Source organism: Polaromonas sp. OV174 (genome assembly GCF_900112285.1).
In the GTDB taxonomy this organism is placed as follows: domain Bacteria; phylum Pseudomonadota; class Gammaproteobacteria; order Burkholderiales; family Burkholderiaceae_C; genus Polaromonas.
Genome location: NZ_FOKZ01000012.1, coordinates 1 through 23,668, shown reverse-complemented (window position 1 = coordinate 23,668; position 23,668 = coordinate 1). Strand labels below are relative to the sequence as shown.

Annotated in this window: 23 protein-coding genes; 9 read left to right on the top strand and 14 right to left on the bottom strand. The window is 61.9% G+C overall.

What is annotated here, in order from left to right:
- Positions 1-20 precede the first annotated feature (20 nt).
- Positions 21-1,544, top strand: a complete 1,524-nt coding sequence (locus tag BM160_RS12050) for a mannose-1-phosphate guanylyltransferase/mannose-6-phosphate isomerase (protein ID WP_369821782.1) — start codon at positions 21-23, stop codon at positions 1,542-1,544.
- A 71-nt stretch (positions 1,545-1,615) separates the two neighbouring features.
- Here the strand turns inward: BM160_RS12050 and BM160_RS12045 are convergent, their stop codons facing one another.
- Together BM160_RS12045 and BM160_RS12040 are read right to left on the bottom strand one after the other, a co-directional pair.
- A complete protein-coding gene (locus BM160_RS12045) occupies positions 1,616-2,449 on the bottom strand; it encodes a S1 family peptidase (protein WP_255368846.1) in 834 nt (277 codons plus the stop codon).
- A gap of 18 nt (positions 2,450-2,467) precedes the next feature.
- Entirely contained in the window at positions 2,468-2,767 is a 300-nt protein-coding gene (locus BM160_RS12040) for a hypothetical protein (protein ID WP_092005488.1), read from the bottom strand.
- A gap of 303 nt (positions 2,768-3,070) precedes the next feature.
- Here BM160_RS12040 and BM160_RS12035 point away from each other — a divergent pair, with 303 nt between their 5' ends.
- The gene (locus BM160_RS12035) at positions 3,071-5,563 is read left to right on the top strand and encodes a sensor domain-containing protein (protein ID WP_092005485.1); all 2,493 of its coding nucleotides are present in this window, start codon (positions 3,071-3,073) and stop codon (positions 5,561-5,563) included.
- 37 nt (positions 5,564-5,600) lie between these two features.
- On the opposite strand, the gene BM160_RS12030 is transcribed toward BM160_RS12035, so the two are convergent.
- The 6 genes from BM160_RS12030 to mltG all read right to left on the bottom strand — a co-directional run bounded on the left by BM160_RS12030 (position 5,601) and on the right by mltG (position 10,532).
- Complete coding sequence (locus BM160_RS12030) at positions 5,601-6,272, bottom strand: ankyrin repeat domain-containing protein (RefSeq protein ID WP_092005482.1); 672 nt, start codon at positions 6,270-6,272, stop codon at positions 5,601-5,603.
- A complete protein-coding gene (locus tag BM160_RS12025; protein ID WP_092005479.1) occupies positions 6,269-7,078 on the bottom strand; it encodes a TatD family hydrolase in 810 nt (269 codons plus the stop codon). The genes BM160_RS12030 and BM160_RS12025 overlap by 4 nt, the downstream gene beginning before the upstream one ends.
- 111 nt (positions 7,079-7,189) lie before the next feature.
- Positions 7,190-7,573: a PilZ domain-containing protein gene (locus BM160_RS12020; protein WP_092005475.1), complete on the bottom strand. Its 384-nt coding sequence runs from the start codon at positions 7,571-7,573 to the stop codon at positions 7,190-7,192.
- Between the two features lie 67 nt (positions 7,574-7,640).
- Positions 7,641-8,726, bottom strand: a complete 1,086-nt coding sequence (locus tag BM160_RS12015; RefSeq protein ID WP_092005472.1) for a DNA polymerase III subunit delta' — start codon at positions 8,724-8,726, stop codon at positions 7,641-7,643.
- Positions 8,723-9,412 (bottom strand): dTMP kinase, encoded by a 690-nt coding sequence (gene tmk, locus BM160_RS12010; protein WP_092005469.1) that lies wholly within the window; start codon positions 9,410-9,412, stop codon positions 8,723-8,725. Before tmk ends, BM160_RS12015 begins: the two co-directional genes overlap by 4 nt.
- 112 nt (positions 9,413-9,524) lie before the next feature.
- The gene (mltG, locus tag BM160_RS12005; RefSeq protein ID WP_092005466.1) at positions 9,525-10,532 is read right to left on the bottom strand and encodes an endolytic transglycosylase MltG; all 1,008 of its coding nucleotides are present in this window, start codon (positions 10,530-10,532) and stop codon (positions 9,525-9,527) included.
- 86 nt (positions 10,533-10,618) lie between these two features.
- Here mltG and BM160_RS12000 point away from each other — a divergent pair, with 86 nt between their 5' ends.
- Together BM160_RS12000 and BM160_RS11995 are read left to right on the top strand one after the other, a co-directional pair.
- Complete coding sequence (locus tag BM160_RS12000; protein WP_092005463.1) at positions 10,619-11,551, top strand: CAF17-like 4Fe-4S cluster assembly/insertion protein YgfZ; 933 nt, start codon at positions 10,619-10,621, stop codon at positions 11,549-11,551.
- 24 nt (positions 11,552-11,575) lie between these two features.
- Complete coding sequence (locus BM160_RS11995; protein ID WP_092005460.1) at positions 11,576-12,487, top strand: NRDE family protein; 912 nt, start codon at positions 11,576-11,578, stop codon at positions 12,485-12,487.
- On the opposite strand, the gene BM160_RS11990 is transcribed toward BM160_RS11995, so the two are convergent.
- Together BM160_RS11990 and BM160_RS11985 are read right to left on the bottom strand one after the other, a co-directional pair.
- A complete protein-coding gene (locus BM160_RS11990; protein WP_092005457.1) occupies positions 12,474-13,331 on the bottom strand; it encodes a YbgC/FadM family acyl-CoA thioesterase in 858 nt (285 codons plus the stop codon). The genes BM160_RS11995 and BM160_RS11990 overlap by 14 nt on opposite strands.
- Before the next feature lies 1 nt (position 13,332).
- Positions 13,333-14,292, bottom strand: coding sequence for an alpha/beta hydrolase (locus tag BM160_RS11985; protein ID WP_092005454.1), 960 nt, complete (start codon positions 14,290-14,292; stop codon positions 13,333-13,335).
- Between the two features lie 168 nt (positions 14,293-14,460).
- Here BM160_RS11985 and BM160_RS11980 point away from each other — a divergent pair, with 168 nt between their 5' ends.
- Both BM160_RS11980 and BM160_RS11975 read left to right on the top strand, forming a co-directional pair.
- Complete coding sequence (locus BM160_RS11980) at positions 14,461-15,597, top strand: iron-containing alcohol dehydrogenase (protein ID WP_092005452.1); 1,137 nt, start codon at positions 14,461-14,463, stop codon at positions 15,595-15,597.
- Positions 15,594-16,157, top strand: coding sequence for a hypothetical protein (locus BM160_RS11975; protein WP_092005449.1), 564 nt, complete (start codon positions 15,594-15,596; stop codon positions 16,155-16,157). Before BM160_RS11980 ends, BM160_RS11975 begins: the two co-directional genes overlap by 4 nt.
- Here BM160_RS11975 and BM160_RS11970 read toward each other — a convergent pair.
- The 3 genes from BM160_RS11970 to BM160_RS11960 all read right to left on the bottom strand — a co-directional run bounded on the left by BM160_RS11970 (position 16,144) and on the right by BM160_RS11960 (position 20,692).
- A complete protein-coding gene (locus tag BM160_RS11970) occupies positions 16,144-17,271 on the bottom strand; it encodes a patatin-like phospholipase family protein (protein ID WP_092005446.1) in 1,128 nt (375 codons plus the stop codon). The genes BM160_RS11975 and BM160_RS11970 overlap by 14 nt on opposite strands.
- The gene (locus BM160_RS11965) at positions 17,268-18,191 is read right to left on the bottom strand and encodes an alpha/beta hydrolase family protein (protein WP_092005443.1); all 924 of its coding nucleotides are present in this window, start codon (positions 18,189-18,191) and stop codon (positions 17,268-17,270) included. The genes BM160_RS11970 and BM160_RS11965 overlap by 4 nt, the downstream gene beginning before the upstream one ends.
- A 143-nt stretch (positions 18,192-18,334) precedes the next feature.
- The gene (locus tag BM160_RS11960; protein ID WP_092005440.1) at positions 18,335-20,692 is read right to left on the bottom strand and encodes a Tex family protein; all 2,358 of its coding nucleotides are present in this window, start codon (positions 20,690-20,692) and stop codon (positions 18,335-18,337) included.
- A 184-nt stretch (positions 20,693-20,876) separates the two neighbouring features.
- Between BM160_RS11960 and BM160_RS11955 the strand changes: the two genes are divergently transcribed.
- From BM160_RS11955 to BM160_RS11945, 3 genes are all read left to right on the top strand, one after another.
- A complete protein-coding gene (locus BM160_RS11955) occupies positions 20,877-21,386 on the top strand; it encodes a hypothetical protein (RefSeq protein WP_092005437.1) in 510 nt (169 codons plus the stop codon).
- Positions 21,387-21,650: 264 nt separating this feature from the next.
- A complete protein-coding gene (locus BM160_RS11950; RefSeq protein ID WP_092005435.1) occupies positions 21,651-22,598 on the top strand; it encodes an oxygen-dependent tRNA uridine(34) hydroxylase TrhO in 948 nt (315 codons plus the stop codon).
- A gap of 8 nt (positions 22,599-22,606) precedes the next feature.
- Positions 22,607-23,293, top strand: coding sequence for a glutathione S-transferase (locus tag BM160_RS11945; RefSeq protein ID WP_092005432.1), 687 nt, complete (start codon positions 22,607-22,609; stop codon positions 23,291-23,293).
- Between the two features lie 162 nt (positions 23,294-23,455).
- On the opposite strand, the gene BM160_RS11940 is transcribed toward BM160_RS11945, so the two are convergent.
- Positions 23,456-23,668 (bottom strand): transposase (locus BM160_RS11940; RefSeq protein WP_177218997.1); only part of this gene is annotated, 213 nt, incomplete at its 5' end.

The window sequence follows — 23,668 nt, the reverse complement described above, 5'->3', positions numbered from 1 at the left end:
TACGGCCTCTAGCGACTGATTTGCTCAAGCCCGGGCATGAAGGTGCGAGGCCCCCCTTGATCCTGATTCAACCCGTGGTTTTATCGGGTGGCTCCGGCACCCGCCTGTGGCCGCTGTCACGCGAAAAATACCCCAAGCAGTTGCTGCCCCTGATGGGTAATGACTCCCTGCTGCAAGCCACGGTTAGGCGAGTCGATGGCATTGCCGGCGCCGAACTGGCGCCGCCTATGGTGGTCTGCAACGAGGAGTACCGCTTTGTCATTGCCGAGCAATTACGCCTGCTGGACAAGTCCGGCACCATCATTCTCGAACCTTTTGGAAGAAATACGGCCCCAGCCCTTACCCTATCTGCGCTAGCAGCTACAAAAACAGGAGCGGATCCGGTGCTGCTGGTGATGCCGGCGGACCACGTCATCACCGACACAGCGGCCTTCCAGCGGGTTGTTAGCCAGGGCGCTTTGCTGGCAGCCGACGGGGCCGTGGTCACTTTTGGCATCACGCCTGATGCACCGGAAACCGGCTACGGCTATATCCAATCAGGCGCAAGCTACAGCGGGCCGGTAGGCCAGACGGACGCTTCGAGCGCCAGCTTGATTGCCCGATTTGTCGAAAAACCTGATCTTTTGACGGCGCAAGCCTATCTGAATGAAGGCAGCTATCTGTGGAACAGCGGCCTGTTCATGATGCGCGCCTCGATCTGGCTGGCGGCCATAAGCGCCTGTCGGCCTGACATTTTGTTGGCTTGCCAGTCCGCCTGGGATCAAAGCTCAGCCGATGGCGAGTTTGTGCGGGTGGGCAAACAGGCTTTTGCCGCCTGCCCCAGTGACTCGATCGATTACGCCGTCATGGAGCGCCTTGCCGCAGGGACGGCGATACGCGACTTGGATGCTCCAGCACTCCCGCCAGGCTTGGTCATTCCACTCAACGCAGGCTGGTCGGACGTCGGTGCCTGGGATGCGCTGTGGAAGGTGCTTGCCAAAGACCTTGACGGCAACGTGTCGCAGGGTGACGTGCTGCTGCAGGGCTGCCACAACACGCTGGCGCTTTCTGACGGCCGGCTAGTGGCCTGCGTGGGCGTGAATGACTTGATGGTGGTCGAAACCGCAGATGCCATTTTGGTGGCGCACAAGGACAAGACTCAGGACGTCAAATTGATCGTCGAGAACTTGAAACGCCAGAGCCGCTCCGAAGGCATAGTTCATCGCAAGGTATTTCGCCCCTGGGGTTCGTATGACAGCGTGGACGCGGGTGAGCGCTTTCAGGTCAAGCGCATTGTGGTCAAACCCGGTGGCACGCTGTCCCTGCAAATGCACCATCACCGCGCCGAGCACTGGATCGTGGTGCGCGGTACGGCCAAAGTGACGCGGGGAGAGGACACGTTTTTGCTGTCCGAGAACGAGTCCACCTTCATTCCGCTGGGTACGACTCACCGCCTTGAAAATCCCGGCCGCGTCCCGCTGGAGATGATTGAGGTTCAATCCGGCGCCTATCTGGGTGAAGACGATATTGTCCGGTTTGACGATGCTTATGGTCGGCAGGGGTAGCTAGGGCCAGACTTGAGATCAGTCAATGTCAGGCTTGAGTTGAATGGAGCTGCCGACCAGTCAGCTCAGGCTCAGTTGAGCTTGCTCCGTTGCAATAACTGCAGAATAAACACAGATGGAATCGCGTAAGTGATTCCAGAAGGGTTTGTCAAAGCCGACTCTCTGGTTCCTTTAATGAACACCATGTTGACAATGCCCAGGACGTCACCCGTTTCCGGATCAAACAAGGGGCCGCCACTGTTCCCGGGGTAAGCCGTTCCATCGAGTTGAAAGATATTGAAACTCCCTCCCCCGCGCAGGCTAAGAATCGTTTTTTCATTGAGCTGCTGAGCCGTAGGCGTAGGTAAAGCCGCCGCAGCGATGGATGAAACCATGCCCCTATGCGTCACGGGTGAGAAACCAAGCGCGCCTCCAATTGGAAACCCCATGAAGGCAATGTTTTGTCCCTCTTGAACCATGCCGGAATCACGCACATTGAGCGCCGGTACAGGAGGCCCTTCAAACCGCAGCAAAGCCAGATCATGAAGCTTGTCCACTTCAAGTACAACGACTGGACGCATCTGCAATTCAGTTTGACTCACCCTGATCTGAACCACCAAACCAGCGTCCAGGTTCTCTTCAGATGGTTGCTGAAGAACGTGAGCGTTGGTAAGGACCAAATTGCCCTGGCCTCGATTTCCATTGGACACGACGAAGCCCGTGCCCCTCAGACCAAAACGCGGGCTGCTTGTAGTCTTGAAGGTGCCCACAATGACCACTGATGGTTTGACCTTGGCAATGGCATTTAGTATGTCGGCCCGCACAGGTGCCCCAAAAAAGAGGCCGATAAGCACAAGGGAAAGTAAACGGGATTTCATGTTGATACGCTCCATGTTTTCCGAAAGTGCCCAGCCCGAATCGAGCATGACACTAGTGCGATCGGCCTACTGGTAATCCTCGAACTGGGCCCACTGGGAGGACGGACCGGCATCCTCGCTGACCCCGAGATCCACGACAAACACGATCTCCCCCCCGAAACGCCCCACCCCCAGAGTCTTCATGAGAGCATCTTCCTTTTCAGGTGAAACCAGCCTCAAGAAGCAGATGGCCTGCCTCCTGCCCTCATGCATGGCGGTAAGTACATCCAGACTTGCAATCCGCCCAAATTTTTCGCAAAGTCTCTGCAAGGCGGGCTTCAAGGTGGCAATATTCGGGCATTGACTAAGTTCCTCAAGTGCGTTCACGATGGCTCCCGTCCTGTTTTTCGATATCTGAACTCGCCGGATCGTCGCCCGACTCCTCGGAGTCTTTGTAGAAAGATACTCTAAAAGTAACCTGCAACCCTATTTTTGTATCAGCCTCGTTACCATTTCACATCCTCAACCATCACTTCGCCTAGATTCTTGGCAAGACGCTTGATCTCTCTCAACCGGGTGATTGGCACTGGTGTGCATGTTGTGCTCCTTGGACCCGCAGGTCCGCATGGCCCCATAAACTGTGAGCTGCGCGATTTCTACTTTCACATCGGTTCCTATTCGACTTGAAACATGAATAACTACCACGTACCAGCACAACCCGATCACGCGCCCGATCATGACGCGCTGGCCCGTCTACCTGCCTGCCTCTGCAGCAACGGGGTGGCCGAGCGCACCGCACATATCGGCAGTTGGGCGATCGACCTGTCGGACCACCGACTGAGCTACTCGGCTGAGTTCGCCGCCATTCTGGGCGTGACGGCAGACACACCGATCACGCTGGAAATGATGGCGGCCAAGTACACGCCCGAGTGGCGCGCCAGCATCAACGCCTTTATCCATAACTGCGGGCTAAGTGGCACCGCCTTTGATGAAGAAATGCAGATCGAGGCAACGGCCAAGACTCGCAAATGGGTGCGCACCGTCGGCGAGGCCGTGTACGGCCAGAACGAAGAAAGCGGCCAGATTGTCCGCATTCAGGGGGCTTTGCAGGACATCTCCGACCAGAAGCAGGCGCACCGCCAAACCCTTCGCCTGGCGATGCGCCTGACGACAACGCTGGCCAGCATCACGGAAGCTTTCGTGACGCTGGATCGCCAGTGCTGCTTTACATACCTCAACAGCGAAAGCGAACGGCTGCTGCAGCGCACGACCGGTGAGCTGCTGGGCAAGGAAGCCTGGCAGGACTATGGCAATGGCGTGGAGCAGCGCCTGAAGCAGCAGCTTGAGAAGTCACTCGAAACCAATTGCCGTGTGGAATTCGAGGACTACTACCCCACCCTGGACAAATGGCTTGATGTTCGCGCCTACCCATTCGCCGAAGGGCTTGCGGTCTACTTCCGCGACGTGACCGAGCGGCGCAAGTCGCAGGCGCAGTTGATGCTGCTGGAAACCAGCATCTCGCGCCTGAACGACATTGTGGTCATCGCCGAGGCCTCGCCAGCCGATGAATCTGAGCCACTTATCGTGTTCGTCAACGATGCGTTCGAGCTTCACACCGGCTACGGCCGAGACGAGGTGCTTGGCCAGACGCCCCGCATGCTGCTCGGGCCCGATCCCCAAATCGGACGATTGCATCGCATGTCGGTGGCACTAAAGCAGAACAAGCAGGTACGCAACGAGCTGATGATCTACAAAAAGGACGGCAGCTGGTTCTGGGTGGAACTGGAAATCGTCGTGGTGCTCGGGCAATTGGGCGAGCTCACGCACTGGGTTGCCGTTGGACGCGACATCACCCAGCGCAAGGCGGCAGAGGAGAAAATCCACCATCTGGCCTTTTACGACTCGCTGACCGAACTGCCCACCCGGCAGGTGTTGCTGGACCGGCTGCAGCACCTGCTGGCCCAAAGCGCCCGCACGCGGCGCCAAGGCGCGCTGCTCTTCATCGACGTGGACCACTTCAAAGTCGTCAACGACACCTTGGGCCACGACAAGGGCGACTTGCTGCTGCAAAAAGTCGCTGCGCGTCTATCTGATTGCGTTCGCAAGACCGACACCGTGGCGCGCCTGGGCGGTGACGAGTTCGTTGTCATGCTGGAAGACCTGGGTGATGAACCGGACGCCACCAAAGCCGGGAACGTAGCCGAAAAAATACTGAGCCACTTGCGCGAGCCTTTCGACCTGGATGGACACCAGTACTACATGACCTCCAGCGTTGGTGTGGCCTTGCTCAACGGTCAACAGGATAGTGTGAGTGAGTTGCTCAAGCAGGCCGACCTGGCGATGTACCAGGCCAAGACCCTGGGGCGCAACACGGTCTGTTTCTTCGACCCCGACATGCAGGCCAGCGTCAGCGCCAAAGCCGTCATCAGCTCAGACCTGAGGGTCGCCTTGCGGGACCAGCAGTTTCTGGTGTACTACCAGCCACAGGTGGACCGCCATGACCACGTCACCGGCGTCGAGGCCTTGCTGCGCTGGCAGCATCCCGCGTGGGGCCTGATCGCACCGGCAGACTTCATTCCGGTGGCCGAGGAGTCGGGCCTGATCCTGCCGTTGGGCCAGTGGGTCCTGGAGACCGCCTGCGAGCAGCTGGTTGTCTGGGCCGAACGGCCGGAAACGGCGGACTTGAACATTGCGGTCAACGTGAGCGTGCGCCAGTTCCGGCATCCGGACTTCGTCGACATGGTGATGGCCACGATTAAGCGCAGCGGCATCCGGCCGCACCGGCTCAAGCTCGAACTCACCGAGAGTCTGCTGGCCGACCGCATGGAGATCACCATCGCCAAGCTGGGCACGCTCAAAGCGCTGGGGGTAACACTGTCACTCGACGATTTTGGCATGGGGTATTCGTCGCTGTCGGTGCTCAAACGCCTGCCGCTGGATCAGCTCAAGATTGACGGGAGCTTTGTCGCCGACCTGCTTACAGACCGGAACGACGCCGCCATTTCGCGCGCCATCATTGCGCTGGCCCGGACCCTCAGCCTGGAAGTCGTGGCCGAGGGCGTGGAAACGCAAGACCAGCGAAACATCCTGATCGAGCTGGGCTGCCACCAGTTTCAGGGCTACCTGTTTTCGCGGCCACTGCCCATCGAACAGCTGGAATCCTACTTTTTGGGCTTGCGCTAGGGACGGGAGAGAAGCATGTGCGGCTCGACTGAACCCCTCACCATTGTCCGGCCGGCCGCTTGCTGCGTATAGAAGCGGCAATGGCTTCCACCGCATCTGGCCGATTACCGCGTTGGGCGAACTGCAGTGCGCTCAAGCCTTGCTGGTTCTTGAGCTGTGGATCCGCGCCTTCACGCAGCAGCAGATTGACGGCGGCGGTCGTGCCGTACATGGCGGCCATCATCAAGGGCGTGGTGCCATTGGGTGACTCGGCATCGATATAGGCGCTGTGTTCCAGCAGCAGGCTGATGATGGCCAGTTGCCCGCCGCTGGCGGCGTAATGCAATGGTGTCCAGCCGGTCTTGTTGGTGTCGGCCCCTTTGGCTATGAGTTTTTCGGCCAGCGCCAGATTGCCTTTGAGCGCGGCCAGCATCAGTGGACTTTCGTCCTTGGCATTGACAGCGTTCACATCAGTTTTGGGCCAGTCGATCAAGACCTGCGCGACCTTTGGCGAAGGCTCCACTAGCGCCAGATACAAGCCGTTCTGTCCTTTCGGGTCGCTGGTGTTGGCATCAAAACCGCGAACCAGCAGCTCCCTGACTGTGCCCGCATCGTCCTGTTTGATGGCCATAAAAAAATCATCATAAGACCCGGCAGTGGCCATGCCAAACCCAACAAAAACAAATAGATAGACAGACTTCTTAAGGTAATTGATGAACTTTTGATTCATGCCTTCACCCCGGTAAACAGCTGCTCAAAATTGCGGCTGGTGGCCTCGGCGATGACTTGCACCGATTGCTGTTTGAGCTCGGCAATCTGCTGCGCCACAAAGGGCACGTAAGACGGATTATTGGTTTTTCCGCGGTAAGGCATGGGTGCCAGATATGGACTGTCGGTCTCGATCAGCATGCGGTCCAGCGGCACAAAGCGGGCCACTTCCCTGATGTCGCCGGCATTCTTGAAGGTCAGAATGCCGGAAAACGAAATGTAAAACCCGAGGTCCAGCGCGGCGCGGGCCACGGCCTGGGTTTCCGTGAAGCAGTGAAAAACGCCCCTGGCCTTTTCGAACGCCGTCGCCTGTCCCGCCGCGCCTTCGCCCTCCTCTTTCAGAATCGCCAGGGTGTCATCCGAGGCGCTGCGGGTGTGAATGACCAGTGGCTTGCCTGTCTGGCGGGCGGCGCGGATATGCACCCGGAAACGCTCGCGCTGCCATTCCATGTCGGCCACGCTGCGCTCGCCGAGGCGGTAGTAGTCCAGCCCGGTTTCACCGATGCCGACCACTTTGGGCCGGCTGGCACGCTGCAGCAAGTCGTCCAATGTGGGTTCCTGCACATCCTCGTTGTCGGGATGCACACCCACGGTGGACCAGAAGTTGTCATAGCTGGTGGCCAGACCGTGAACCGTTTCAAACTCTTCCAGCGTGGTGCAAATGCACAGCGCCCGGTCTACCTGGGCCTCCTGCATGGCCTGGCGAATCTGCGGCAACTGTGCCTGGAGCTCGGGAAAGCTCAAATGGCAATGGGAATCGGTGAACATGCTTAAACCACACTTCCAAGTAAAAAAGGCCGCTAGCCCATATGTATAGGGCGCAGCCAGCTATATAAACAATAGCTATTTTACCAACCGGGGCGAGCCGGGAGCGCCAACCTAGATGGTCTGCGTCGGCCGGTCTGAAGCCAGATGGGAGCCCAGGATTTCTTCAATCTTGATTTTCAGCAGGCGCGACTTTTCGTCGGCGGGAAAACGCACGCCCACGCCCTGGGTGCGATTCCCGGCGGCACGCGGCGGTGTGACCCAGGCGACCTTGCCGGCGACCGGATAACGCTGCGGGTCCTCGGGCAGCGTCAGCAAAACGTAGACATCGTCGCCCAGCTTGTACTCGCGGGCCATGGGAATGAACAGGCCGCCCTCTGTGAACAAGGGAATGTAGGCCGCATAAAGCGCCGCCTTTTCCTTGATGACCAGTTGAACAACGCTGGGCCGGGAAGCGGCTGCGGCGGCAGGGGAACTGGCGGGAGGCGTGGTACTCATGCGGCTAGTTTATCGGTTTGGCTGGGCTTGGGCGATTGAAAAATAACGGTCACGGCCAGCAGGCGCCTTATTTCGCATTGAGCGCTATCCGGGCACGGCTGACCAGCGCTTCGAGCATCAAGCCAGCGTTATAGGGATGCTCCACGGTACGGGCCGTCGCGCTGAGCTCTTTAGCCCAGTTGGTCAGCGCATAAAGGCCAGGCTTGGTGCCAGGCAGGTCGCCGGCGCTGAAGAATCGCGGCGGCGCGCCGACCCGAACGGCCAGCACGTCGTGACACAGTTTTTGCAGTGCATCGACCGCCTGTGCCGGCGCCCAGTCGGCCAGCGCGCTGACGTCGCCCCTGGCCATGGCTTTGGGCAAGGCCTGCCAGTGCTGGGCTGCGTCGGCGGCCGCGCTGTTGTTGGCCCAGCTCAGGGCGTCGGCCGGGCGGCCGCCAGCGGCCACCAGCAGGGTTTGCAGATCGGCAGCCTCAGGCGGCCTGGCCGTTTTCTTGGCGCCAACCTCGCCAGCCGCCTGGCGCTGGGCCTGCTGCCCCAGCCAGGCCAGTGCCGGCTCAAAGTCGGGCCAGACCATGGTGTGGCCCAGACAGCGGCTGCGTATCGTAGGCAGCAGTTGGTGCGCCGCATCGGTGGCCAAAATGAATTTGACCGGGCCGGGCGGCTCTTCCAGCGTCTTGAGCAGGGTGTTGGCCGTGATGGTGTTCATGCGTTCGGCCGGAAACACCAGGACCACCTTGGTGCTGCCGCGCGAACGCGTGAACTGGGTAAAGGACACGGCATCGCGCGCCGCATCGACCTTGATTTCCTTGCTGGGTTTGCGTTTTTTGCTGTCCAGCTCATCCTGGGTTTTTTCGTCCAGCGGCCAGCCCAGCGCCAGCGACAGGGTTTCCGGCATCAGCATGCAAAGATCGGCATGGGTGTGCACTTCCACCGCATGGCAGCTGCCGCAGTGGCCGCAAGCGCCTTGCGCACTAGGCTGCTCGCACAGCCAAGCCCGCGCCAGCGCCAGCGCCAGATCGAACTGGCCCAGACCCGAGGGTCCGCTGAGCAGCCAGGCGTGGCCGCGCTGGGCCAGCAAGCCTTCCAGTTGGGTTTGTAGCCAGGGGGCCAGCGGCTGTCGATTCACCGCAGTTTCGGCGCTGGCCTCGCTCATGACAGCCAGCCCTTGGCGACAAACACCTGGCGCACCGCCAGCCAGACCGCGGCGCGCTCCTGGGCGGCGTCAATACGGGCAAAGCGTTCGGGATGACCCTGCTGGCGATCGGCATAGCCCTGCGCCACCCGGCGGAAAAACTCCACCGGCTGGGCTTCAAATTTATCCGGCACACGGGCGTCAGCCAGCCGCAGCGCGGCCTCTTCAGGCGGCAGGTCAAACCAGACCGTGAGGTGCGGCTCTATGACGGTTTCCACCTCGGGTTTCATGGGCTGGTTGCCGGCCGGGTCGCCCAGCAGTCCTTCATCGGCCTGCACCCATTGTTCCAACGTCGCCAGCAGCTTGAGGTCAAAGCCGCGCCCCGCACCCTGATAGGCAAAGGTGGCATCGGTAAATCGGTCGCACAGCACCACCTCGCCGCGCCGCAGCGCCGGCGCAATGACATTGACCAGGTGGTCGCGCCGCGCCGCAAAAATCAGCAGCGCCTCGGTCAGCGGATCCATGGCGTCACCCAGCACCATGGCGCGCAGTTTTTCGGCCAGCGGCGTGCCGCCGGGTTCGCGCGTCAAGGTGACCGCCCTGCCCTCGGCCCGGAAGGCCTCGGCCAGAGCCGCAATGTGCGTGGACTTGCCGGCGCCGTCTATGCCTTCAAAACTGATGAAAAGGCCGCTCAAATTTTTAGTCATGCTTGAAGCTTGGAAAGCGTGGGGGTTATTGGCCGCTGCGCCGGGCCGCCCCAAGCAAGGCCAGCCCCCTCGGGGGGCAGCGCAGTACGCGAAGCGACGAGCGTGGGGGCCATTATTTGCCTCGGATGTATTTGTTGACGGCGCGGTTGTGCTCGTCCAGATTGGCGCTGAACTGGCTGCTGCCGTCGCCGCGGGCCACAAAATACAGCGCCTTGGTAGGTGCCGGCTGCACGGCCGCCAGCAAGGCGGCTTTGCCGGGCATGGCGATCGGCGTGGGCGGCAGGCCGGTACGGGTGTAGGTGTTGTAAGGCGTGTCAGCCTGCAGGTCGCGCTTGCGCAGGTTGCCGTCAAACTGCGCGCCCAGACCATAAATCACGGTCGGGTCGGTTTGCAAGGGCATGCCTATGCGCAGCCGGTTGCTGAAAACACCGCCAATTTGAGCCCTGTCGGAGGCTTTGCCGGTTTCCTTTTCCACAATGCTGGCCAGTATCAGGGCCTGCTCCGGCGATTTCAGCGGCGAGTCCGGGCTGCGCAGCGCCCAGGCGGTATCCAGGCGTTTGTCCATGGCGCGGGCGGCACGCTTGAGTACCGCCAGGTCGCTGGCGCCCTTGGCATAGGTGTAGGTATCGGGGAAGAAGCGGCCTTCGGGGTGCAGCCCTGGCTTGCCCAGCTTTTCCATGATCAAATTTGGCTCTAGCGCTTGTGTGTCCGGCGTGAGCTGCTCTGCTTTTAGTAGCGCCTGGCGGACTTGCGCAAAGGTCCACCCCTCTACCAGCGTGACGCTTTTGAGCGCTTCTTCGCCGCGCACCAGCATGCTCAACAATTGGCGCGGTGTGGTGCCAGGCACCAGCTCATAGCTGCCGGCCTTGATCTGCTTGGCCTGCCCCGACAAGCGGAACCAGGTTTGCAGCAGCAGCGCCGGCACCTCGGCGCCGCTGGTCACCACGGCCTCGGCCACGCCGCTGGCACGTGTGCCGGGCTCGACCTCCAGGTCCAGCACCTGGCTGCCGGCCGGCAGGCGCAGCGCCATGGGTTCGTTCAGCCACCACAGGGCCGCGCCGCCTAGCAGCAAGGCGCCGGTCAACAGCAGAGTCAGCAAACTTGTAAAGACACGACGCACAGCCCAACTACCTTTTCAATGGCAAAACCCAAAATCAGAGGGCTATGATAATTCAGCCCATCTTTACAACGACAGCGAACCAGCCCATGACCATGCTCAACACTGCCCCTGATATTTCCGGCATCGCCGAACTCACGCACCTGGGGGTGATTCGGGTCGCCGGCGAAGATGCGGTGAAGTTCCTGCAAGGTCAACTGACCCAGGACGTGGCCTTGCTGGGTTTGTCTGAGGCCCGCCTAGCCGCTTTTTGCAATGCCAAGGGCCGGATGCAGGCCAGTTTTCTGCTCTTCAAGCGCAGCAACGAAGACATCCTGCTGCTGTGCAGCCGCGACATTCTGGCCGCCACGCTCAAGCGCCTGAGTATGTTTGTGCTGCGTGCCAAGGCCAAGCTCAGCGACGCCACCGGCGATTTTTCCCTCTATGGCCTGGTCGGAAATGCTATCGAATCAGTCGCTGGAAATGGCCAACTGGCTTGGGGCAAGACCGATATTGGGGAGGCAAACCTGATTGTGCTGTACCCCGGCTCGGCGCAGCCACGTGCGCTCTGGTGTGCGCCTGCCGACGCGCCGCGTCCCACGGGCCAGCCCCTGGACATTGGCCTGTGGCACTGGCTTAGCGTGCAGTCTGGCATCGCCATGATCACCCAGCCGATTTTTGAGGCCTTTGTGCCGCAAATGCTGAATTACGAATCGGTGGGCGGCGTGAACTTCAAAAAGGGCTGCTATCCCGGCCAGGAAATCGTGGCGCGCAGCCAGTTTCGCGGCACGCTGAAACGCCGCGCCTATCTGGCGCACACCGATGGCATGCCCGCCGTTGGGCAAGAAGTGTTTCATGCCTCTGATGCCGAACAGCCCTGCGGGCTGGTGGCCGCCGCCGCCGCCAACCCCGCAGGCGGCTTTGATGCGATTGTGTCCATGCAGACTTCCGCGGCCCAAGAAGGCCGGTTGACGCTAGGCAGCGCTACCGGCCCCGCCTTGACGCTGCTGCCTCTGCCCTATCCCCTGCTGGAAGACATCTGAGCCTGGCCAAGCCAGGAACTTCCCATGTGTCTGATCGCCTTTGCCATCAACGCCTCAGCCCGTTGGCCCCTGGTGATTGCGGCCAATCGCGATGAGTTCTTAAACCGCCCGACCTTGCCGCTGGCGCGCTGGCAAGGCCCGGCCCGCCAGGACATCATTTCCGGCCGCGACCTGCGTGCCGGTGGCACCTGGCTGGGCATGAATCCGAACGGGCGGGTGGCTTTTCTCACCAATGTGCGCGAGGGTCAAGCCCTGCTTGCGCCGCGCTCGCGGGGCGAACTAGTGACGCGCTGGCTGGAAGCCAGCGGCGATGCCGACGCCTTTGCCCAGAGCCTGTCGAAAGACGCCGCGAGCTATGGCGGCTTCAACCTCATAGTGGGTGATTTCCAGCACCAGGCCTGGACCTGGCTGACGAATAAGCCGGCCGGCCAAGCCACGGCGGCCGCGTCGCCGCTACAAAGTCAGCCTCTGGCGCCCGGTGTTTACGGTCTGTCCAATGCTTCGCTGAATACCCCCTGGCCGAAAACCACGGCACTGAAAGAGGCACTGGCCTTGGCGCTGCACAAGCCAGAAGAAAAGGCGCTGCAGGCGTCCCTGTGGGCCGCACTGGGCAATCGTGAACGGGCCCGGCCCGAACAATTGCCACTCACCGGTGTTCCCCTGGCGCTGGAGCAGGCCTTGTCCAGCGCCTTTGTCGACTATCCCGAGCACGGCTACGGCACACGCAGCAGCACCTTGCTGCTGGTCAGCGAACCAGGCCATAGCGAAGGCGCCAGGCGCTGGGAGGTCTCGGTGGAGGAGCGCAGCTATGGTCAAACGCCGCGCCCGGACACAACAGAAACCGCGGCGGCCGCTGTTCATGGCGCGCAAGTGTCAGGCATTCACCGCGAACGGTTTTCCTGGCAGCCGCTGACTGAAGCCGTTAAAGCGTCTTGAACATCTCGATATGGGCAATGCCCGCCTCGTCAAAGGGTTCGCCGCGCGGCACAAAACCCAGGCGCAGGTAAAAACCTTGGGCGCTGCGTTGAGCGTAAAGCATGACTTCGGCCTCGCCGACCTGCCGGGCTTCATTGACCAGCGCGCTCATGATGCTTTGCCCGACGCCAGAGCCGCGCAGGGCGTGGTGAACCGCCACGCGGCCTATCTTGCCCACGCCGCTGGCGTGCCTGACCAGCCGCCCGGTGGCGATGGCCTGGCCCAGGCCGTTATAGGCCACGACATGCTGGGCGCTGTGGTCGGCCTCGTCCCATTCCAACGCCGGCGCAATACCCTGCTCTTGCACAAACACGGCCTCCCGCACCCTGGCGGCATCCGGGCCCAGGGTGAGCCAGTCGCCGGTCTTGAGCGTCACCGTGGCGGCGCCGGCCTCAAACCGGGCTAACAGGCTGCGCAAGGCCTCGGGCACGGTGAGCGGGCTTTGCGTGGCCGGATTGGCAAAGACATAAATCAGCTCGGCGCCGACCAGCCACTCCTCGCCCCGAAAAATGGCGCCCTCAAAGACCATGGACGAGTTGCCTGTGCGCGAGTATTTGAGCGCCACCTCCAGCTGCTCATCAAACCGCGCCGACCGGTGGTACTCGACGCCGGCTTTCTTGAGGTAGAGCTCGCCGCCCAGTTGCTGCATGGCCTCTTCATAGGGCAAGGCCAGTGCGCGCCAGTAGTCGGTGATGGCGGTGTCGAAATACATCAGATAGTGCGCGTTAAACACGATCTTCTGCATGTCGACTTCGGCCCAGCGCACGCGCAGGCGGTGAAAAAAGCGAAAGTCTTGTCGTTCCATATCAGGCCTTGAAGTTGAAAGCCTCTCGCAGCGCCTGCGCCGCATCGGCATGCGCTTGCCGCGCTTCGGGAATGGCGCGCCCCATCTTGATGAACTCGTGCGTCACGCCGCGGTAGATTTCCAGATCCACAGTCACGCCGGCCGCCCGCAGCTTGTCGCCATACATCAGGCCCTCATCGACCAGCGGGTCACACTCGGCCAGACCCATCCAGGCCGGTGCCACTTCGTCCACATCGGGGGCATTGAGGGGCGCAAAACGCCAGTCGTCGCGGTCCGCCGGGCTGCGCAGATAAAGATCGAAAAACCAGCTGATGCTGGCTTTATCAAGAACAAAGCCCTGCGCAAACTGGCGGTGCGAGGGCGTGTCTTGATGCGCCGCGCAGCCTGGATAAAACAACAGCTGCAAGGCCAGCGGCAGGCGGGCATCGCGTGCCAGCACGGCGCACATCGCGGCCAGCGTGCCGCCCGCACTGTCGCCGCCCACGGCCAGCCGGGTGGCGTCCAGGCCCATGCCACCGCTATGCAGCGACAGCCATTGCAAGGCGTCCCAGGCATCGTTGGCGGCCGTGGGGAACTTGTGCGTGGGCGCCAGCCGGTAGTCCAGCGACACCACAGCGCAACCGGCCAGCTGACTGAGCTGGCGACACAAAATGTCGTGGGTGGCAATGCTGCCAATGGTGAAGCCGCCACCGTGGAAATACAGCAGCACCGGCAATTTTTCAGACGATGGCGCGTACAAGCGGGCGGCCAAGTCATGGCCGTCCCGCGCCGGGATGCGGAAATCCTCCACCCGCGGCAGCGCCGGCCTGGGAATTTCCAGCACGCCAGCACCAGCTTCGTAAGCGGCTCTGGCCTGGGCCACGGTTTGGGTATGAAAGGGCGGGCGATCGGCCTTGGCCATACGCCTGAGCACATCCCGCGTGGCGGGTGTCAGCAGGGCTTGGGCAGCATTGAAAGACATTTATTGAAAAAAGGGCTGAAAGCTGGCCGCTTTGGTAGATCGAACTGTCATCGCCAATCTGACCCTGGTCAGGGATTGCTTGCCATTCATCGATCTCTTTCGGGCCATAAAGTAAAGTAAGGTGGCTTGAACAGCCTCGCATCGTACAACGCAGAAAGATGAGCAAACATGGCCTTCATTTACTACGTGACCCAGATCCAGTTTGAATATGGCGCGCTCAAGTTGCTCAAGCAGGAATGCGAACGCGTGGGCATCAACCGGCCGCTGATCGTGACCGATGCCGGCGTCAAGGCGGCCGGCCTCTTGCAAAAAGCCCTGGACGCCCTGCCCGGCATGAAGGTGGCGGTGTTCGACCAGACCCCCTCCAATCCGACCGAAGCGGCGGTGCGCGCCGCCGCCGAACGGTACAAGGCCAGCGGCTGCGACGGCCTGATTGCCGTGGGCGGCGGCTCGGCCATTGATTGCGCCAAGGGCGTGGCGATTGCCGCCACCCACGAAGGCCCGCTAAAAACCTACGCCACCATAGAGGGCGGCTCGGCCAAAATCACCGAGCGCGTGGCGCCCATCATTGCCGTTCCCACCACCAGCGGCACCGGCAGCGAGGTGGCGCGCGGCGCCATCCTCATCGTGGACGACCACCGCAAGCTGGGCTTTCACTCCTGGCATCTGGTGCCCAAAACCGCCATCTGCGACCCCGAACTCACACTGGGCCTGCCCGCTCAACTCACCGCCGCCACCGGCATGGACGCGATCGCGCATTGCATGGAAACCTTTATGTCGGCGGCCTTCAATCCGCCCGCCGACGGCATCGCGCTGGACGGCCTGGCGCGCGCCTGGGCGTATATTGAGCGCGCCACGCGTGACGGCAGCGACCGCGAGGCGCGCCTGAACATGATGAGCGCCTCCATGCAGGGCGCCATGGCTTTCCAGAAAGGCCTGGGCTGCGTGCATTCGCTCAGCCACAGCCTGGGCGGTATTGACCCGCGCCTGCACCACGGCACGCTGAACGCCATGTTTTTGCCGGCGGTAGTGCGCTTTAACGCCGGCGCCGAATCGGTGCAAAAAGAACACCGGCTGGAGCGCATGGCACGCGCCATGGGCCTGAAGTCGGGCGGCGACATCGCCCACGCCATCAAGGATATGAGCGGCCGCCTGAGCCTGCCCGCAGGGCTGGCGGCCATGGGCGTGCAGCGCAGCCAGTTCGGCCACATCATCAAGGATGCGCTGGCCGATCACTGCCACAAGACCAATCCGCGCCTTGCCAGCACCGAGGACTATGAGGAAATGCTGGAGGCCTCGCTGTGACGCTGGCGGAGTTATCTGCGCAACTTCGTCTGCTACTGGATGAAACGCAAGAGGCACACCCCCTTCTTTGTGAAGGAAGTCCATTCGATTGCAACGTCGCAATAGTTGGAATCAACCCCGCTACAACCACGCAGTTCTGGCCTTACTGGACTGACTCATTGGGCATGGACCGCACTGCGTGGATTGATGCATACAAGACGAAGCACAGAAAATTTAATCGCTCAAGGGCGGCTCTCGAAAGATTTATCCCTCAAATCAAGGCGAACGTCGTTGAGGTCAATGCTTATGCCCGGCAAAGCAGGCGCTTTGCTGACCTGCAGCGCCAGCATCGCACGAGCTCCGCTATGGAATTCCTTCTAAGCGCGATCAGGCCTCGTGTCATTGTGTATGCCGGCGCTGCGGCACTTAATGCAGGGGAACGCCTTACCCCTGCCTGGCATCCGGTCGTGATACCTGCCAGGCATTTCATCTATTGGGGAAAGCAGTATGAAAGCGAGCTTGCCGTGCTGGTGAACCACGCACTCGCCCACGCGCAGGACTCAACTTCTAGAGAGATTTGACGACGTCCATATCCGGCCGCGCCAGCCAGGCCTGCCACTCGTCTGCCAACTGCTGGCCTGCAGCGGCGGCAGCGGTCCAGGCCTTCACCCGGCCCTGAAAATCTGCGCCGTAGCGTATGAAGTCCTGGCGGTCCGGCAGCTTGCCGTTGGGCAAGGCCTTGACCCAGTCCGGGTCGGGCGCCAGCAAGACCATGTTGTCGAGGAAGTGAGTCGCCTTGTGGCGCCACTTCAGGCCCTTGTCCAGCCAGCCAGGCACCACGGTTTGCTGGAAGTGCGGGTACAGCACCAGGCCCGGGTTTCTTAAGTCATTTGTGGCTGTACTGCCCGTACCATCAGCGCTGGCAGCTATTAATTCGGGAGCATATTTGAGGTGCAGATGGTAATCGGTGATGCCGCCATCCCAATAGGCTCCCGGCGGTGCGCCAGGAATGTTGTGCACCGCCTTGAGCATAAAGGGAATCGAGCAGCTGGCCTGCAGCGCCAGTTGGAAGTTGGCTTGGCTCAGCACCACCTGGCGCGTGCGGTAGTCGCTGGTGGCAAAGGGCAAGGCCGTGTTGGGGCTGGAAAACACCACGCGCTCCAGCCAGGCGCCCATGGCCTTGCGGCGCACGCCATTGGTCAGAAAGGCCCCCAGATAGCCTAGGGGCGTGGCGATTTTGTGCTCCCGGCCCAGCAGGTGGCGGCCGCGCGAGGTGACGATGTGCAGCCGGTAGCGCGGGTGCGTCAGCACCTCCTGCACCCGGCCGCCATAAAAGTCTTGCAGGCTCTGGCTGAACTGCTCGCTGACGGATTCGGCGCTAGGGCGCTTCTGGCCCGGCGGCAAGGCGTAGTGCTGCTGGATGTACTCGTCCTCCAGCTGCTGAAAAGCCGCCGCCGGATCATTCAGGCAGGCCGTGGCCATGCGCCATGCGCCTATCGAAGCGCCCACCAGATGCACAGTCTGCGTGCTCTGCGTCAGCCAGTCGCCAAAGATTAAACGATCCAGCGCGCCCAGCATCAAGCCCTTGGGCCCACCCGCAGCGCCGGGAATCACGCCAATGTCTTGCGGCTGCAAGCCGTGTTGCTCAATGTGCCGGCGCGCCAGCGGGCCGGCGTAGATGCGCAGGGCTTTCATGGTTTGGCCGGCGGTGCCTGGAGTTCGGGGTAGCCATGGGCTCGGAAAAAATCCAGCACCAGCGGCTGCCAGACCTCGGGCGCGCGGGTGAACAGGCCGTGGCCGTCTTCGCCATGGGGCGGGAAGCGGGTGTAGTCGCCCTGCCCGCCTGAGGCCTCGAAGGCATCAAACCATTCCCGGGGGTGGGTTGGCCCCATGAACATGTCGTTTTCGGTATAGACCCAGAGGGTGGGCAGGCGTGCGGTTTTGCCGTAGCCGGCAAACAGGCGCTCCAGCCGCGCCGGCGCGCAGGGGTTTTGCGGCATGGTCTTGGGATTGCCGCCACCGCCGCCGGCGAAGTTGATGGCCGCCTGCACGCCAGGCGGGTTCATGGCGGCGACGGCAACGGCGGTCGTACCGCCAAAAGACTGGCCCAGTATGACGGCCCGGTCCTTGGCCGCGTCGGGCCGCTGCCTCAGCGTTTCCAGCACCTTGAGGGTTTGCAGCGCCGCTGCGGCATAGCCGGGGGGATAGTTTTTATGGTTGCAGCTACCGGTGTCCTCGACATCTTCGCCACCGCTTTCGCCATAGCCCACGCGGGTAGGCACGGCCACCATATAACCCAGGCGGGTAAACCAGCGCGCATTGGCCGAGTACCTGGCCTGTCCCAAGGCCTGGCGCCTCGCCGCATCGGGGGAGCGGCCGTGGCCCAGGATCAGCAGCGGATAAGGCTTGGCTGCCGCGTCATCATGAAACACCGTGACCACGATGTCTTGCGCGACGGGCTTGCCGTAGCCATTGCTGACGGCCACCGGAACCCGCATCACCTCTTCCACCAGCCAGGCCTGCACGCTGGCGGTCGCCGTCAGCCCGGCGATCAAGGCGGCGCAGGCCAGCGGCTTGGGCGCTTTGATGAATCGCGGCAATGACAAGGCGGGCATGCGGACTCCTTGATGGCTTGGCGGCTACGGCAGCATGCCAACAGCTATCGTTTTAATAGCTATTGGCGCTCGTCAGTCTTGGGCTAGAGGGCGATTTGACTATAAAAATCGGCCCAACCCTGTCGTTCTGGCGACTGGCGCGCTTATTTTTTCAGCGCCGCCAGCTTGCTGAAGGCCGATTCCATGGCGGTGGATGCTGCCGGTTGCGGCGCCCTGCTCTGGCCGCCGTAATTGCCACCGCGGCCTTGCCCCGGCCGTGCGCTTTCAAAGCGATTGTCGCGCGGGCCATCCTTGCGCGCCGGCGCGGCGTCCAGCTTCATGGTCAGGCCTATGCGCTTGCGCGCCACGTCGACCTCGGTCACGCGCACCTTGACGATATCGCCGGTTTTCACCACTTCACGCGCGTCGGTGACGAACTTGTTGGAGAGCTGGCTCACATGCACCAGGCCGTCCTGGTGCACGCCAATATCTATGAAGGCGCCAAAGGCCGCGACGTTGCTGACCGTGCCTTCCAGCGTCATGCCCTCTTTCAGGTCCTTGATGTCTTCCACGCCTTCGTTGAAGCGGGCCACCTTGAAGTCGGGGCGCGGGTCGCGGCCGGGTTTTTCCAGCTCGGCAATGATGTCCTTGACCGTGATGACGCCGAATTTTTCATTGGCGAACAACTCGGGTTTCAGGGTCTTGAGCATCTCGGCGCGGCCCATCAGCTCGGCCACCGGCTTGCCGGTGTGCGCCATGATTTGTTCCACCACCGGATAGGTTTCCGGGTGCACGCCCGTCATGTCCAGCGGGTTGCTGCTGGTGCGCAGGCGCAAAAAGCCCGCGCTCTGCTCAAAGGTCTTGGCGCCCAGGCCGGTGACCTTCATCAAATCTGCGCGGCAGGTGAAAACGCCGTTGGCATCGCGCCAGCGCACCACCGATTTGGCCACCGTATTGCTCAGGCCAGACACTCGCGCCAGCAAAGGCACGCTGGCGGTGTTCAGGTCCACGCCGACGCTGTTGACGCAATCCTCGACCACGGTGTCCAGGCTGCGCATCAGGTCGCTCTGGTTCACATCGTGCTGGTACTGGCCCACGCCGATTGATTTCGGGTCTATCTTGACCAGTTCGGCCAAGGGGTCCTGCAGGCGGCGCGCAATGCTGGCGGCGCCGCGCAGGCTCACGTCCACATCGGGCATCTCTTGCGAGGCGAATTCGCTGGCCGAATAGACCGAGGCGCCGGCTTCGCTTACGACGACTTTTTCAATCGCCTGGTCGATCTTGGCCATGAGCTTGATCAGGTCACCGGCCAGCTTGTCGGTTTCGCGGCTGGCCGTGCCGTTGCCAATGGCAATCAAGTTGACCTTGTGCTTTTCGCACAGCTTGGCCAGGGTGTGCAGCGAGCCGTCCCAATCCTTGCGCGGCTCGTGCGGGTAGACGGTAGAGGTTTCGACCAGTTTTCCGGTGGCATCGACCACGGCCACTTTCACACCGGTGCGAATGCCGGGGTCCAGGCCCATCACCACGCGCGGGCCGGCCGGCGCGGCCAGCAACAGGTCGCGCAGGTTGTCGGCAAACACCTTGATGGCGACTTTTTCGGCCTCTTCCCTTAGTTTGGTGAACAGGTCGCGCTCCAGCGACAGGCTGAGCTTGACGCGCCAGGTCCAGGCCACGCATTTGCGCAGCAAGTCGTCGGCCGGCCGCGCCTTGTGGCTCCAGCCCAGGTGCAGGGCAATCTTGCCTTCGGCAATGCTGGGCTGGCCGGCTTCGGGCGGCACCGGCAGTACCAGCTTGGCGTCCAGAATCTCCAGGCCGCGGCCGCGAAACACCGCCAACGCGCGGTGCGAGGGCACGCGGCCAATCGGCTCGTCGTAGTCGAAATAGTCGCGGAATTTGGCGTGATCGGCGTTGTTTTCGTCCTTGCCGCTGACCAGCTTGGAGGAAAACAGGCCTTCGTTCCAGAGCCAGCCGCGCAGCGACTGCACCAGCGCCGCGTCTTCGGCCCAGCGCTCGCTCAGGATGTCGCGCACGCCGTCCAGCACCGCCTGCACGGTGGTGAAGTCGTCGCCGGTTTCGTTCTTTTCGGCCTTCACAAAGGCCACGGCTTCGTCGGCGGGCACCAGCGACGGGTCGGCAAACAGCTTGTCGGCCAGCGGCTCTATGCCGGCTTCGCGGGCGATCTGGCCCTTGGTGCGGCGCTTGACCTTGTAAGGCAGGTAGAGATCTTCCAGATCCTGCTTGGTGGCGGCGAATTCAATCGCGGCGCGCAGCTCGGGCGTGAGCTTGCCCTGCTCTTCAATGCTTTTGAGCACGGCTTCGCGGCGCTCTTCGAGTTCACGCAGATAGCCCAGCCGGTATTCGAGTTCGCGCAGCTGGACGTCGTCCAGTCCGCCGGTGGCTTCCTTGCGGTAGCGCGCAATAAAGGGCACGGTGGCGCCGCCATCGAGCAGCTCCACGGCGGCCTTGATCTGATGCTCCTGGGCCTTGATTTCGACCGCGATCTGGCGAATGATTTTCTGCATATTGAAAAAAGAAGAGTCGGCTGGAAGGCTATGAAAGGAATGAGGGGGTGGCCTGATGACGGGCCCTCGCCCCCGTCAAGCGGGGTCAAGGGTCGGAATTGTCCCACAGCCGGAACAGGCTGCGAGGCCCATAATCCCCTCAATCGGCATCGCAAACTTTTACAAACAATCAGGGAGCACCAGCATGCGCATACGCACCATTTTTTTCATTGTGGCCATTTTGCTGCTCGCCGGGTTTGTCGCCCTGAATGTGGATGAGTTCACGCGGGCCAGCGTGCTGAGCCTGGGCTTTACCACCGTTCAAGCTTCGCTGGGTCTGATCATGCTGCTGCTGCTGGTGCTGGCCACGGCGGTCTTCCTGGCCGGCACCCTGTATATGCAAAGCACCAACTTGCTGGAGGCGCGCAAGCACACCCGCGAGCTGAACGCCCAGCGCGAGCTGGCCGACAAGGCCGAGGCCTCGCGCTTCACCGAATTGCGCAGCTACCTGGAAATGCAGTCGCTGGCAGCCCAGCAACGCGAGGCCACCGCCAGCAGCCTGCTCAATGAGCGCTTTGCCCAGCAGCAGCAGACACTGCTGGCCCGCATTGAGCAAACCGACAACACCCTGGCGGCCCATCTTGGCGAACTGGAAGACCGCCTGGAGCGCTACGGTGTCGTCAGCCGCGATATCGTCAAGGCGCCGCAGGTTTAAGGCGCACTGCAAGAGTCTGCGCAGGCCTTGGCCGCCTTGTCGGTTTTAGCGCAGCCTGCGGCAGCAGCTTGGCGCCCAGGCAGGCCGCCAGTTGCTACTATATTTATAGCTGCCAGCACCCAGCTGGCGGCGGTAACAAGCACTTTTCCCTTGCAAAAAGAGCGGCCTGAGTAGCCGCAAGGGCTCTGATATGCATCAAACCGCGTCGCGGACGACTCCGGTACGATTCAGGCTCGCCTCAAGCCGACCCCTTTTTTCATCACCATGCAAGACTTTCTGACCGCCGCGCTGTACAAATTTGTCGAACTGCCCGACTTTGCCGAACTCCAGGCGCCGCTGCTCGCCTGCTGCGAAGCCCATGGCGTCAAGGGCACCTTGCTGCTGGCCAGTGAAGGCATCAACGGCACGATTGCCGGCGCTCCCGATGGCATTCACGCGGTACTGGCCTATTTGCGCGCCGATCCTCGCCTGGCCACGCTGGAGCACAAGGAAGCGCATGCCGCCCAGATGCCGTTTTACCGCATGAAGGTCAGGCTCAAGCGCGAAATCGTGACTCTGGGCGTGCCCGATGTGCACCCCGCGCTGATGGCCGGCCACTACGTCAAGCCGCAGGACTGGAACCAGCTGATTGCCGACCCGGCGGTGGTGCTGGTCGATACCCGCAACGATTACGAAGTTTCCATAGGCACGTTCAAGGGCGCTATCAACCCCGCCACCCACAGCTTTTCGGAACTGCCGGGCTGGGTGGACAAGGAAATGGCCGCCGGCGGGAAACTCGCCGAAGTGGATGGCAAAAAACCGCGGGTGGCGATGTTTTGCACCGGCGGCATACGCTGCGAAAAATCCACCGCCTTTCTGCGCTCCAAGGGTTTTGAGGAGGTTTACCACCTGGAAGGCGGCATCCTCAAATATCTGGAAACCATGCCGGTAGAGCACAGCAGCTGGCAAGGCGAGTGCTTTGTTTTCGATGAACGCGTGTCAGTCGGCCACGGCCTGAACGTGGGCCACCACACGCTGTGCCGCTCCTGCCGCGATCCCTTGAGCGAGGAAGACCGAAAGCACCCGCTGTATGAGCTGGGCGTGAGTTGCGCGCATTGCCATGGCCGCACTACCGAAGCACAAAAAGCCGGCTATCGCGAGCGCCAGCACCAGGTCGATCTGGCCGAGACGTGCCATAGGCAACACATAGGCGTGCGGCAGGCCGACTCCTGAACCCGGCCATGACGCCCCTGCCCATCCTGTATTCCTTTCGCCGCTGCCCCTACGCCATGCGGGCGCGGCTGGCCATTGCCGTCAGCGGCCAGCGCTGCGAGCTGCGCGAAATCGTGCTGAGAAACAAACCGCCCGAGATGCTGGCCGCCTCACCCAAGGCCACCGTTCCCGTGCTGGTGTTGGCGGATGGCCAGGTCATAGACCAAAGCCTGGACATCATGCGCTGGGCGCTGCAGCAGCACGACCCCGAAGGCTGGCTGGCGGCAGACCGCGCCACCCTGGACAGCCTGATCGCCGCCAACGACGGCCCGTTCAAACGCGACCTGGACCGCTACAAATACCCGAATCGCTACGCGGCCGAACATGCGGGAGACGATAAAGCCTTTGCTGAAGCCCACCGCAGCAGCGCCGCCCGCTGGCTGATGGAACTGGATGCCCGGCTCAACGGCCACGGCTGGCTATGTGGCGCCTCTGTCAGCCTGGCCGACATGGCCATACTGCCTTTTGTGCGGCAGTTTGCGCACACCGATGCGGCCTGGTTTGCGGCCCAGCCCTGGCCCAATCTGCTGGCCTGGCTGGCGCGCTGGGAAGCCGGGCCGCTGTTGGTGCGGGTGATGGGAAAGTACCCGCCCTGGCAGGCCGGGCTGGCGGGTGTCGAGTTTCCTCCAATAGCGCCACCGCCAACAGAGTTTTAAGCCATTTAGGCCTCTAGCAGGCTGCTGAAATACTCACTGCGCCAGCGCAGCAGCTGACTCGAAGCGGTTTATTTTTGCGGTTCTGTTTCATATTTTGAGATTCCAGTGCTTTTTTGAGCTTTTGTTATTGGTTTGAAGCTCTGCTGCCGTTTTTTTCACCCCTCACTGCGCCTGCAGACGGATTTGTCCCAAGGTGCGCATACGCGTCAAGTTGTACGCGGCCATCGTCAGCACAAACATCTGATCGACCCGCTCAAGCCCGCGCACCATGACCTGCCGCATCCGGCCCACCGTTTTGGCCCAGCCAAAGCCCTGCTCAATCAGTTTTCTCTTTTGCTGCGAAACGGCGTAGCCCTCACTTTGGGCGATTGCATC